The 12,782-nt window shown below is 50.5% G+C and carries 8 protein-coding genes; 1 reads left to right on the plus strand and 7 read right to left on the minus strand.

Annotated elements, in window-relative coordinates; translation table 11 throughout:
* Positions 1-102: 102 nt before the first annotated feature.
* Positions 103-3,192, minus strand: a complete 3,090-nt coding sequence (locus CWM47_RS16865) for an FAD-binding and (Fe-S)-binding domain-containing protein (protein ID WP_100989426.1) — start codon at positions 3,190-3,192, stop codon at positions 103-105.
* Between the two features lie 149 nt (positions 3,193-3,341).
* The gene (locus CWM47_RS16870; protein ID WP_100989427.1) at positions 3,342-4,412 is read right to left on the minus strand and encodes a DUF4097 family beta strand repeat-containing protein; all 1,071 of its coding nucleotides are present in this window, start codon (positions 4,410-4,412) and stop codon (positions 3,342-3,344) included.
* A 238-nt stretch (positions 4,413-4,650) separates the two neighbouring features.
* Between CWM47_RS16870 and CWM47_RS16875 the strand changes: the two genes are divergently transcribed.
* Positions 4,651-5,325, plus strand: coding sequence for a mechanosensitive ion channel family protein (locus tag CWM47_RS16875; protein WP_100989428.1), 675 nt, complete (start codon positions 4,651-4,653; stop codon positions 5,323-5,325).
* A gap of 144 nt (positions 5,326-5,469) precedes the next feature.
* Here CWM47_RS16875 and CWM47_RS16880 read toward each other — a convergent pair whose 3' ends face one another.
* The 5 genes from CWM47_RS16880 to CWM47_RS16900 all read right to left on the minus strand — a co-directional run bounded on the left by CWM47_RS16880 (position 5,470) and on the right by CWM47_RS16900 (position 12,718).
* Entirely contained in the window at positions 5,470-5,850 is a 381-nt protein-coding gene (locus tag CWM47_RS16880) for a LytTR family transcriptional regulator DNA-binding domain-containing protein (protein ID WP_100989429.1), read from the minus strand.
* Between the two features lie 94 nt (positions 5,851-5,944).
* Positions 5,945-7,051: an OmpA family protein gene (locus CWM47_RS16885; RefSeq protein ID WP_100989430.1), complete on the minus strand. Its 1,107-nt coding sequence runs from the start codon at positions 7,049-7,051 to the stop codon at positions 5,945-5,947.
* 80 nt (positions 7,052-7,131) lie between these two features.
* A complete protein-coding gene (locus CWM47_RS16890) occupies positions 7,132-9,537 on the minus strand; it encodes an ABC transporter permease (protein ID WP_100989431.1) in 2,406 nt (801 codons plus the stop codon).
* Positions 9,538-9,855: 318 nt separating this feature from the next.
* Positions 9,856-12,348: an ABC transporter permease gene (locus tag CWM47_RS16895; protein WP_100989432.1), complete on the minus strand. Its 2,493-nt coding sequence runs from the start codon at positions 12,346-12,348 to the stop codon at positions 9,856-9,858.
* A 73-nt stretch (positions 12,349-12,421) separates the two neighbouring features.
* On the minus strand, positions 12,422-12,718 hold the full coding sequence (locus CWM47_RS16900) for a hypothetical protein (protein WP_100989433.1): 297 nt from the start codon (positions 12,716-12,718) through the stop codon (positions 12,422-12,424).
* Between the last annotated feature and the right edge of the window lie 64 nt (positions 12,719-12,782).

The following is a 12,782-nucleotide window of genomic DNA, read 5'->3' on the forward strand; positions in this document are numbered from 1 at the left end:
GGTCTATGGAGAACCACTGGAAAAGGAAAAGGTTTTTAGTAGCGCGGACATCCTGTCCGCTGTTGTTCAATGCGGACAGGATGTCCGCGCTACCAAAAAGAGTTACTTCAGTGCCTCGAACAAAATTTCGGCGGGGTGTTGGGCTTTGCGGCCGGTTCCGTCTTTTATCTGGTGGCGGCAACTGGTGCCTGCGGCTGAGATAATGGCCGTTTCTGCCTGCCGGACAGCCGGGAACAGGACCAACTCACCAATCTGCATTGATAGGTCATAATGCTCCGTTTCATACCCGAATGAACCCGCCATGCCGCAGCAACCCGATGGAATTAACTGAGCGGTATAATTGCGGGGTAAGGAAAGTACTTTCTTGACCGGAATCATGGACGAAAGGGCTTTCTGGTGGCAGTGACCGTGAATTTTTACCAGTTGAGCATCTGCCGTAAACAGGTCACGGTCTATGCGACCCGCGTCGGATTCCCGGGCGAGCCATTCCTCGAACAGGAAAACGTTTTTCGCGATGCGTTCGGCGTCAGCTTTTAATTCGTCAGGAACGAGATTCGGGTATTCGTCGCGGAAGGTGAGAATGGCCGATGGTTCGAGTCCAATTAGCGGCTTCTCGTCGGTGATGAGGTCTTTGAGCAAGGTCACGTTGCGGATGGCAATGGCTTTTGCATCATCCACCAACCCTTTCGACAAATAAGTCCGTCCACTTTCAACGTGTTCGGGAACGGTGATGTCGTAGCCTAAATGCTCGATCAGCAGAATCGCTTTTTTGCCAACCTCTACATCATTGTAGTTGGTGAATTCATCAATAAAGAGCAGAATGGAGTTAGTGCCCGGTTCTGCTGGTCTGGCATGAAGCGACGGCCAGTAGTTATTCCGATTTTCGCGGCCAATTCGTTCGTTCTCCTCTTTTTTCTGTTCCCACCACCATTTGCGTAAGGTTGTTTTTGCCAGTTCCGGCATAGTCCGGTCAGGGTGGAAACCAACAGCGCGGTTGGCCAGTTTGCGCAATGTTGGGTTATTGTAGATTGAATTATAAATCCAGGGAGCCTTGCTGGCCAGCGACATCAGTTTGGTGAAATTGCCAACTAACAAGGTTCGAGTTGATGCCCCGTAATCGTTGTTCATCGTATTCATGAACTCGGCCTTCATACGCGTCATGTCCACACTGGATGGGCATTCGGCTTTGCATGCCTTGCACGACAGGCACAAATCCAGTACATCTTTAACGGCTTCGTAATCGTGGTCTTGTGCTTTCTCTGGCGAGCTGTAAAAGTGCCGCAGGATATTGGCCCGCGCCCGCGTAGTGTCGTGTTCGCGTCGGGTAGCCATGTAGCTCGGGCACATTGTTCCCCCAGAAATCTCGGTCTTTCGACAGTCGCCGGAGCCGGAACATTTTTCGGCCAGTTCCAGTAAACCACCGTCTTTCGAGAAATCGAAAACGGTTTTGGGCTGCGGAATCACGACATCGGCTTCCGACCGCAGCGACTCGTTCATGGGTGGTGTATTGACGATCTTACCGGGGTTGAAGGTATTTTGCGGGTCCCAGAGGTCTTTGACGTCTTTGCACAACTGGAAATTCTCCGGTCCGAGCATAAACGCAATACACTCGCCCCGCAGCCGCCCGTCGCCATGTTCGCCGGAGAGCGAGCCACCGTATTTTTTAACCAGTTGCGCCGTATCCATCAGCAACGCCCGAAACTTGGCCCGCCCCTCCGACGATTTGAGGTCGATCAGCGGCAGGACGTGAATCTCACCGGCTCCGGCATGGGCCGAATATTCGAGTTTCAGACCGTGCTGCTCCCAGGCCATGCGGTCCAGTTCGTCGATGTAGTCGGGCAGGTCATGGACATCGACCGCCGTATCTTCAATCACATTCGCCGGTTTTTCTTTACCGGGAATGTTGTACATGATGCTCAGCCCGGCTTTACGCAGTGCCCAGGGTTTTTGCGTATCGGCATCGAACAAGGTCGGGTAAGCATAGCCCAGATTTTTTTGCTGCAAGGCGTTTACAAAATCTGTCGCCTTTTTGCCAACGCCCGCCACTGTATCGTCAAAAAACTCGACCATCAGAATGGCTTTCGGATCGCCTTCGACAAAGGTTCGGTTTTTGGTTTGCTCGATGTTGGTTTTCGTAAGTTGCAGGATGTAATCGTCCACCAGTTCCGACGCTGAGCACCCATGCGCCAGTGCCACCAGATTGGCTTCCAGCGATTGGCGAATGGTATCAAAATGAGCGCATACCAGAGCCGACTCTTTAGGCGGCAATGGCAATAGATTCAATTTGGCTTCGGTAATGAAGCAAAGCGTCCCTTCCGAACCCGCAATGAGGTGAGAGAAGTTGAAAGTGGGGGAGGAGAGGGACGAGAGGAGGGAAGGGGACGAGAGGGCTTCCGCTGGCATGCCCCTTTCCTCCACTCTTCCCTTTCCTCCTTCCTCCCAAAATTTAACCATCGCATCCAGTGCGTAGCCCGTATTTCTTCGGCTGACGGTGGGTTTGGGATACCCTTCGCGAATGTGTTTTTGAACGTCGGGTTTGGATAGCCAGTCGCGGAATTGGGTGTACAGTCGCTGTTCGAGCGGACTAGAGACGTTTTCTCCCCTGCATTTGGCATCGAACTGTTCCTGGGTGAGTGGGCCAAACGTGACTTCGGCACCGTCGCTCAAAACAGCTTTCACTTCGAGGAGGTGATTGCGAGTGGTGCCCCAGATGATGGAGTGCAGCCCGCAGGAGTTATTGCCGATCATGCCGCCGATCATGGCCCGGCTGGCCGTACTGGTTTCGGGACCGAAGAGCAAACCGCGTGGTTTTATGAATGCATTCAGATCATCGCGGATGACGCCCGGCTGCACACGCACCCATTGCTCATCGGCGTTCACGTCCAGAATCTTACCGAAATATTTGGATATGTCGACCACTATACCGCTCCCAACGACCTGCCCGGCCAGTGACGTACCGGCCGCTCTGGGAATCAGTCCCAGTTTATGTTGTTGCGCGAACCGGAGTAGCGCTTTGATGTCGGCAGTGGATTTCGGCAAGGCTACCGCAATCGGCATTTCCTGATAGACCGAGGCATCGGTTGCATACAGAATCCGTTGGGCGGTGTGCTCAGATGACTCATCGAAGTAAAGATCCCCTTCGAACGAAGGCAAGAGGGTAGAGAAGGGCGGTTTTGGGGAAATGCGAAACATAGCAACAGAAGCGTAAAACGTCCTGTAAAGATACAAAAACCGCCATGTGTTTGTGGAATCTATTGGGTTTGGGCACTGATAAACGTCGATGGCGCAAGGCAGAGCCAACGTGGCCCGGCCTTGCGCCATCTTCAATAAAAAAAACCTTTCTAATTCACCGAAACACTGCCCGAACTAGCCGCAATATCGATGGGGATGCCACCGCCATTGAGTTTGCCCCGAACCCGGTCTTTTTCAATATCACCGTCAAAGCGGGATAAATTAGACGGCATGTTAACCCGGTTACCACGCAGATTCAGGTCCATTCCTTTGTTAAGGGGCATCTGTACATGAATGCTTCCCGCGCTTGTATTCAGCCGAACGTAGTCGCCAAGTTTTGTTAAGCTTACATCAACGCTACCGGCGCTCGTACTCGCATCCAGGCTACCGGCTACATTAGCCAGTCGAACACCGCCCCCCGATGTTCCCGCTTTAATGTCGCCTTCAATGCCATCGCCCTGGATACTGCCACCGCTGGTGCGGGCATCAATATCGCCTTTCAGGTCATTGAGCCGGATGCTGCCGCCCGAAGTAACCAGACGCATTCTGCCCGTTGATGATCTTGCTTCAATGGAGCCACCCGACGTCTGGAGATCAATATTGGTTGCCATGCTGCTATTGCGGCAGCGGTCAAAGTGAATAGATCCGCCCGATGTCTGGCCAGCGATGTCGCCTTGTACGTCGCTTACATTCAGGCTACCCCCGCTGGTACGGAATTTTTGCGTACCGTTTAGCAATGAAAGCTGAATGCTGCCGCCCGAGGTACGCAGGTCGGTTGTCACGTTGCGGGGCGTGTAGAATTTGAAACTGATGCTGAGTGATTTTTTCCAGTCGTGGTCGTTATTCCGGCGTTTGGCGGTCGCTACGATTGTACTGCCCTCCTGCGCAATCGTAATGTCGTAATCTCTGAGTCTTTCTTCAATTTCTTCTTTGTCGAGGGAGTTGCGCCCGTTCCAGTTGTTGGCGCGTACATACATCTCAACTTTGGCATTCATATCAGTGCCGCCTTCGATGGTCAGGCTGCCGCCTGAGGTTTCGGCCCGAACGGCGTTTATCCTGCCCGAAAAGGTTTTAGTTTGATAGGGGGGCTGGTCTTCAGTAGTCAGGCGACCACCGGCCAGAGAGGTTAGCGCAAGTGTGCCAGCGCTTAGGAGGGTCAGTAGAAACTGGTTGCGTTTCATGAGGCTTATCTGTTTATGTGGTAAAGATGTCACTCCGGTAAAAAAGGTTGCACGAGTATTTTAATTTCCAGATGACACCATTGATTTATTTCTTCTGGATAGCAGCTATCATTGGTGGGTTTAACTCTTTTCAACTAATCAGATAGTCAGGTTTTCAGGAAAAGTAAATTTCATTGACACTTAGGTTACTTTTAATTATATGGTCGTCTTACTTCCAAACTAACTTAACTAACTTATTATGAACATCGTTGATGTAATTACCTCTTCACTTACTGGTTTTTTTGAGCAATTAGCTGCTTTTTTTCCTCGTTTGATTGGTGCGTTTATCCTTCTGTTGATTGGGTCACTGATTGCACGGGGAGTACGGTTTTTAGTGACGAAAGTGCTGAAGGCAATTCGATTTGATGCATTTGCTGCTCAGGTTGGCGTTGATGGTTTTCTACAGCGGGGTGGTATTCAGCAGCCGCCTAGTGCTGTTATGGGAACCATGCTATACTGGCTTATTATGCTGGTCGTTTATCAAACGTTTTTTAACAGCCTGGGTCTGGAAGTCGTTTCAACGTTACTTAGTAGTGTTATTTTGTACATACCAAATGTTATTGTATCGACAATTATCATTGTTGTAGGTCTGTATCTGGCTGATTTTGTGAAGTCGATGCTGGTCGCCACGCTTCGTTCAACGGGCGTACAGTATGCCGATCTAATTGGTACTATTGTCCGGGTTGCTATTCTGTTTTTGGTATTTTCTATTGCCCTCACTCAGTTAAAGGTTGGTGAAGCTATCATCAATACTGTTGTTTCAGTTGTGCTTGGTGCAGCCGGGTTGGCTCTGTCAATTGCCTTTGGATTCGGTGCCCGCGAATGGGCTACTGACCTGATAAATCGCTACCTCCGCAGTCAGGATAAAGTATAATAAAGCAATAGCTACGGCTAGGCTTAACTTGTTAAAACGGCTCGCTGATACTGTATCAGCGAGCCGTTTTTTTTCCCTGTTCCTGAATTATAAACGTTTATCGTCCAACCAGCCGGGTATTTATAAGACTATAGAAAGGACGATCTAGGCCAGTGCCCTTTGTGCTGCATTTGTGCGGGCCAGCACACGAAAATGTACCAAACCTTTAACGTCTACGTCGGGTAGATCATGCAGATGTTGCACCAGGGAAGTTACCCGGCGACGACTGACCGGAAGCCACTTACCGGCAACCAATACATCGGCACACCGATCACCTTTTCGGCGTACCTGATCGATATGGTACGGATTAACAGCAAGACTTTTACTCAATCGAATAAAGCCGGGAAGCGTACCAACACATTTTTTCAGCGTAGTCGCATTCACTTCTGGCGAGGAAGAATCAATAAGAAATACCCTCGTATAATTTCCCCAACCCATCAGGTGAGTAATTCGGGTCGTGTTGTATGTTAATTTTCTAAAAGTCATGTATATGATATATATTAATAGTTAACTAGTAGTTTTTTATAAATATAGAAAAGAAATCAATACTATAATATTTGTTATCTGTTTTGCTGTAAAATTATCTTTGCTTGATCGTAATTTCGACCCGCCGATTCTTGCTGCGTTCGCCCTCCGTGTTGTTATCTGCAATCGGTTGTGCGCCACCATAGCCAATGGCAGTGATACGATCATCGGTAATGCCCCGGCGTTTCAGGTAACCGGACACAACTTTCGCGCGGTTTTCGGACAGGGCTAAATTCAGGCGTGGGTCGCCGATGTTGTCGGTATGACCTGCGACGTCGATATGCCAAAGCGGGTTCTTTTTTAAAGCCGCTACTACCTGATCCAATTCCGTTGAGGATTCGGGCAGGAGGGTATAACTGCTTTGTTCAAACTGCACGTTGTGTAATACAAACGTTGCTCCCGGCTCGAATACCGGACCTGTTTCACTGGTTGGTTTTGGTGCAGCTGTTGTGGCTGTATTGGCGCTGACAGCCGTTGTTTTTGTGGACGGCGGACTGAGCCTGGGCGTAGGGTTTGGCGTTACGCTCACCACAGGTTTAGGTGGAATGGCTTTTGCCGGAATAACTTTTACCGGAGCTGCAACAACGACCGGAGGTTTAGCAATGGGAACTGGGGGCGTTTTGACTACCGTAACCCGGGCCGGTACTGCTTTTTGAAAGAAATACTGCGTTGATATAAGTTCGCCACCCTTTGCCAAAACGTCCGGAGTTGTTTTCCTGTCGTCGGGCCGTTGCCAGTAAAGGAAAATTTCACCTTCCAGCAAATCATTGAAAAAATCGACTCGGAAATCATAGAATTTTCCGGCTTCCAGTATGACATTTCCCCCGTAATTTTCGGAGTCGTTCAGTTGCCAGGAATTCATTACGAGTTTATTACCCACCCAAACCCGGATACCGTCGTCAACTTTGGCGTAAAATCGGTATTGACCCGAAACGGGGGCCAATAGTTTTCCTGTCCAGCGAATGGAATAATAGGATTCAGGCAGGCCGGGTGCGGGGCTTTGGCCCCGCCAGTTGAAGTTGAGTTGCGGATCCATGCGGGTGAATACTTTTCGCTCGAAATTCGTCCCGACATAGTATTCACCCTTCAGACCCTGCTGCGCAAAAGTATAACCAGCCAGTAGCCAGAAAACCAGTCCTAAAAATAGTTTTATCGCTTTCATACCTGCCTCCTCTTTCAGTAAACATCACTAGTTTAATCATCAGTTTTTACTTGGTAATCAAGAAAATGATGAAGGGTAAATCATTCGTTCTGAAGGCTTTTTGCCGGGTTGGCCCCCACGGCCCGCAACGACTCGTAGCCCACCGTCAGGGCGGTAATCAAGCTGGTAAGGAAAAGGGTTCCGGCCAGTATCCACCCGCTGAAATGAATGCGGTAGACATAGCCCTGTAGCCAGCCGTTCATCAGAAACCAGCCCAGTGGAGCCGCCAGGGCAAAGCCAATTAATACCAGCCGGCTGAACTCCCGCCCAAACAGCCACAGAAGCTGTTTTGAGGTTGCGCCAAGTACTTTCCGGACACCAATTTCTTTGGTTTTCGATTCGGCCATAAACGCCACCAGACCGTATAAACCCAGGCAACCAATCAGAACAGCGATCAGCGAAAACACTTCTGCCAGCCCCAGCAGGATTTGCTCGGTAATGTAAAAGTTGTTTAACAGATCGTCTACGAAATCGGCTTTGAAAACTTGTTCAGGATATAACGCATTCCAGGTGCTTTCAACGGCTTTTAGCGTCGATGGGATGTTATCTGGGTCGAGTTTAAGAGAAGCCATCTGGTTCTCGCGATAGTAGTTCAGTAGGGTGGCGGGTGGAATGCCCTGGCTTAGTCCGCTCAGGTGAAAATCACGCACGACGCCGACAATAATTTTGTCGCTACCCCACAGGTTAATCCGTTTGCCGACTACATCAGCAGGCGAGCGTAGCCCTAATTCTCTTACCATTGTTTCATTCACGAGCGCTTCGTTGTTCGTTGTATCGTTGTTTCGGAAGTTGCGCCCGGCCAGCAGCTTGATACCGTAAAGCGGCACATAGTTCTTGTCGCCAACTTTAACCACCGTGGGGAATTTCTCCGGTTGCGTATGGGTATCATACGTAAATGGAACGGGCAATCGCCGGTAGGCTGCGGGTGGTTCAGCACCCAATGAAACGGCGTCAACGCCCGCTATCTGCTCCATTCGGGCACGAATAACGGCCTGCTTCGAGAGCGTACCCGGCGGTAACGGTACCGTCAGGATAGCCTCTTTCCGAAAGCCTAAATCAGCTTTTTGTATGTGCCGGACCTGTAATAGCATAACCACTACGCCAATGATGAACAGTTGGGTAATGAAAAACTGCGTGACGATCAGCCCCCGACGAACCGATACGCCCCCAACCTGATGCGTCGTTAACCGACCGCGCAGAGCCGCCACCGGATTGAATCGGGCCAGTACCCATGACGGATACAGGCCAGCCAGCCCAATGACCCCAATAATCAGTGCCCCAAACCAAACCAGCGAATCGGGACGGAACAGATTCGTGATGGAGATATCGGTGTTCATGATAGCCAGGGCGCTATTCAGCATCGGCAGGCTGAAATACGCCAGCAACATAGCCAGTGCAACAGCCGCCAGCGTCACCAGTGTTGTTTCGGTCATGAATTGCCCCACCAACTGCCTTCGCGAACTGCCAATGGCTTTCCGAACGCCCACTTCTTTGGCTCGTTTCAGGGCGTGAGCGGTGGCGACGTTAATAAAGTTGATGCAGGACGCCAGCACCAGAAACAGGCCGACAATAATGAGCGCATACAAAATTGCCTTCGGCGACCGCCCGCCGTATTGGGGCAGGTGATCCAGGTCCGGGAGTGGAATGGCATGAAAGTCCAGCTTTTTCGCTTCAGGAGCGGTCAGGTATTTCTTCTGGATACCCGGAAAAGCATCTAGCAGCCGTTCTACTGGAGTGCCTTCGCGGAGGGTGACGAAGCATACGGTAAATACGTTTGTCCAGTCCTGCATGGCCTGTTTGCCACCTGCGCCCAAGAGCGTGGGTACGGTCGCGTAGGAAATGAAAGCGTCGTAACGAAGTTTGGTATTGGATGGCAGGTTTTTAATAAGGCCCGTAACGGTCAGGTTCGTCTGGTTGTCGAAGCGCAGCACCTTGCCCATTGGATTGGCTGAGCCAAAGTATTTCTGGGCGTATCGTTCCGTGAGCACAACCGTGTTAGGAGCTGCCAGCGCCGTTTTGGGGTTGCCGCTTATCCACTCCGAATCGAATACGTCGAAGAACTGCGGTTCAGTGAAACACAGGCTGCGTGACTCGTCAAATTTTTTCGAAAAGCCGCCTTTCCCATCGGGTACGGCCATAATGCGTCTGGGCATGTTTTCGAGCCGGGCTGCCGTTTCTACAAAGGGAAGCTCCTGCCGCAGCACCTCGCCCATTGGCCGGGGCGTGGCATCGGTTGGCACAACGTTCTCCTGCCGGATATCGGTAACAACCCAAAACGTTCGGTCCGCTTTGGCATGGTAACGGTCGAAGCTGAACAGGTAGCTAACCAGCAGAAAAATAACAAGGCCGCAAGCCGGCCCGATCGAGAGACCAACTGTGCTGATCACATTGACCTTGCGGTTTCGCCAGAGCGTGCGGAGGGAAATGGTGAAATAGTTGCGGAACATAGGATTTAGGTTTTTTGGCTTGCCGAGTATTTAGGGATGTGCAGGCGCGGGTATTTACCGCACAGGCGGCCCTGCCGTGCCGGTTCGCTTGCGTCAGTGAATACTGACTCCATGAACAGGCACGGCAGGGCCGCCTGTGCGGTAAATACCCGCGCCTGCACATCCCTAAATACCCAAGACAGTGCAAGTATTAATGGAATCAAATATATATAATTTTCTTATATATAAAAATCATACTTTGAGCGGTACCAAAATTGCTGGTCGAATAGATAGTTTATTTTTTAAGGGAATACTTCGTCAGCCAGAGTAATCAACCACCTACTGGCTCTTCAGGACTTTCGCCGGATTACTCCTTGCGGCTTTTAGTGTCTGCGATCCGATCATAATGAACGCGATCAGCAACACCGCCAGCAAGCCAACAAACAATTCGGCGACCTGTACAGGTGTGTGATATGGAAAATGGGTGAGTACAACGTTTTCGAAGAAAAGGTACGTTATGGGCAAAGCTATGAGTGCCGATATCGACAGTAGTACGAGAAAGCCGCGACTCAATAAGAAAACAAGGTTGCCGGCGCTGGCGCCCATCACCTTGCGGATGCTTATCTCTTTCAGCCTTGTCTCGGTTGTGAATACCACCATGCCGAACAATCCCATCGACGCGATAGAAATGGCGAGGAATGACAGGAAGCCAATGACTTTGATCATAGTGGAAAATTCGCTGTAAGCTTCTTCTATCGCTTCATCAAAGAATTGAGCCTGAAAAGGATGAACAGCATCGACTTTCTTCCACTTGGATTCTATTCTGGACATGGTCGCCAGCATGTTGGTGCTTTGTATTTTGGCATTAATGACCGCTCTGTTTTCTGGTGTCCAGGGCATGAAGGCTACCGGCTCGATAAGGTTGTCGATCTTGCCATAGTGGAAGTCTTTCATTACACCAACAATGGTCATCCTGCGATTATGTACGTTGAAATTACTGAATGTGATCTCCTTCCCAATTGCCTTTTCGGGGTTGTTGCTGATGTTAAATCGTTTCAGGACCTGCTCGTTAACGATCACTTCGCTGACGGCTTCGGCTGTAGCAGGTCGCGTTTTAAAATTGCTCCCGGCAATAAGCTTGTACTCATGCAGAGCCAGATAATTCTCGTCGACGTTGTTTGTCAGGACCAGTGCAGAATCGCTCGAATTATTGTAGTGCATATATCCACCCCACGCGTTTCCTACACTGGTGACGATTAACGACCGGGACAGGGCAGTTACTTCCGGCATTTCGCTCAGTTCCTTCAAAAATGCATCGGGCTTATTGCCCTGCATATTGATGTTCAGGATGTTTTCTGTGTTGAACCCCAGGTCGAACGCCAGTATGTTTTTATACTGTACGTAGCCGATGGCGGTTGTTGTTATGAAGATCAGGGTGAGTGTGTATTGAAGCACCACCAGGGTGCGTCTGCCGAACCGGTGTACCGGTGATGTGGCCGGACCACGGCTGGCATTCCAGGCGGACACATTGTTGAGTGCATGGATCGCGCTGACTTTCGAAAAGAACAGGGCAGGCATGAAACCCGCAATAACGCCAACCGTGACCGAAAAGGCGATAAAGGCGATGACCATAGCCGGACTAAGGTCGAGCTTCACCGTGCGTTGCATCTCCGGAGCCAGGTTTATCAGCTGCGGTCGCAATAGGAGGAACAGAAAAAAGGAAAGCACAAGTGCCATCAGGGAGATCATGATTGCCTCTGTGAGGAACTGTTGCCATATCTGGCTCTTTCCGGCACCAATTGCTTTGCGAAGACCAACTTCCTTGAAACGGCGCATGGCACGTGCCATCGAAAGATTGGTATAGTTGAAACAGGCCGACAAGATCACAATGAGTGCAAGCCCGGCAAGTATCCAGAGCATACGGGGAGACATGTGAGGGCCCACAGACCCCGGACCACCCTCGGAGCGATGGAACTCTTCTCCGACCACGGTCTTGTATAAAGGCAGAAGCTCAAGTTGAATATTCGTGCTTTCTTCGGCAAGATTTTCGGACCTGGCAATGGCGTCGAGCTGCGCCTGAATTGACCCCATGTTGGCGTTGTCTGGCAAGCGGAGGTATACGTAGTTTGCCCCCATGCTCGTCCAGTTCCTGTTGTTCCTGTTAAGCTGCTCGGCCGTCGATAGCGACACCAGCGCTTCGAAGTGGATATGCGAAAAGAAGGGGACGTCCTTCATGACGCCGGTTACCTGATAGGCGAGTGTATCGAATTTAATCGCCTTACCGAGAGCAGATTTGTTGCCGAACAGCTTTTTGGCTGCCGTCTCTGTGAGCACGATCGAGAAAGGATCGTTCAGCGCCGTTTCGGGATTGCCTTCCAGCATTGGAAAGGTGAATACCCTGAACAGCGATGGCTCCGCCCAGAAGCCTTTGATGGGAATAATGGTACCACCAACGGTCGCATCCTGTGAAAAGTCATTACGCACGATAGCCACTTCTGCGCCGGTAATTTTCTGCCGGATCAGCTTTCCTGCCTTTATCGATGTAGTTGCAAACTTGTTTCCGGGCCGCGATCGGTCGGGCCGCGATCGGTCGGGCCGCGATCGGTCTGTCGTGGCCCGGCTTTGTTTACTACTGGCAGTTACTACGCTGGTGATGCGATAGATATGCTCGCCGTTTTGGTGAAACCTGTCGTATGAAAGCAGATCGAACATGAACGCGATCAGCAATAACCCGACAGACATACTGATGGCAAGGCCAACGATACTGATGAACGAGAACAGCTTGTTGCGCATTAAGTTGCGTGCCGATGTTTTAATGTAGCTTCCAACCATGATCCAGATGATAAAAAGGTTGACAAATGTTGACGTTCGTACTGATCAGATAAGAGATGCTTTTAAAAATCGCCTAGCAGGAGGCCCGTAATAGCGCTCGCTGTTTGGCCAGATCCTCTTTTTTGACGAAGGTAATGGGTACAAAATCGTCGGTTGGAGAGCCAATGTAGTAGAGCGTCCAGTCGCGGTCGTAGTCGGCCAGGAGCTGCTGGATGCACTCAACCCGGTCGAAGGTGGGCACCCGGCAGTCGCCCCAGTAGAAAAGCTCAACGCGGTAATGCAGTGCCTGTTTCTGCCCGTTGATTGTCACGTCGATTTCAATGTCCTGCTTACCGGGCAGTGAGGAAATGGGTATAGCGATGTATGACATAGTTTTAGGAGAAAGGATACGTACATAAGGTTAATCATTTCTAAGGCTGATTGCCGGATTCGTC

Origin of the sequence: Spirosoma pollinicola, from assembly GCF_002831565.1 — a bacterium.
GTDB classification, from domain to species: Bacteria; Bacteroidota; Bacteroidia; order Cytophagales; family Spirosomataceae; genus Spirosoma; species Spirosoma pollinicola.

Excerpts from the sequence above, each read along its gene's own strand:
- CWM47_RS16865 (WP_100989426.1), bottom strand. The coding sequence starts at position 3,192 with ATGTTTCGCATTTCCCCAAAACCGCCCTTCTCTACCCTCTTGCCTTCG.
- CWM47_RS16870 (WP_100989427.1), bottom strand. The coding sequence starts at position 4,412 with ATGAAACGCAACCAGTTTCTACTGACCCTCCTAAGCGCTGGCACACTT.
- CWM47_RS16875 (WP_100989428.1), top strand. The coding sequence starts at position 4,651 with ATGAACATCGTTGATGTAATTACCTCTTCACTTACTGGTTTTTTTGAG.
- CWM47_RS16880 (WP_100989429.1), bottom strand. The coding sequence starts at position 5,850 with ATGACTTTTAGAAAATTAACATACAACACGACCCGAATTACTCACCTG.
- CWM47_RS16885 (WP_100989430.1), bottom strand. The coding sequence starts at position 7,051 with ATGAAAGCGATAAAACTATTTTTAGGACTGGTTTTCTGGCTACTGGCT.
- CWM47_RS16890 (WP_100989431.1), bottom strand. The coding sequence starts at position 9,537 with ATGTTCCGCAACTATTTCACCATTTCCCTCCGCACGCTCTGGCGAAAC.
- CWM47_RS16895 (WP_100989432.1), bottom strand. The coding sequence starts at position 12,348 with ATGGTTGGAAGCTACATTAAAACATCGGCACGCAACTTAATGCGCAAC.
- CWM47_RS16900 (WP_100989433.1), bottom strand. The coding sequence starts at position 12,718 with ATGTCATACATCGCTATACCCATTTCCTCACTGCCCGGTAAGCAGGAC.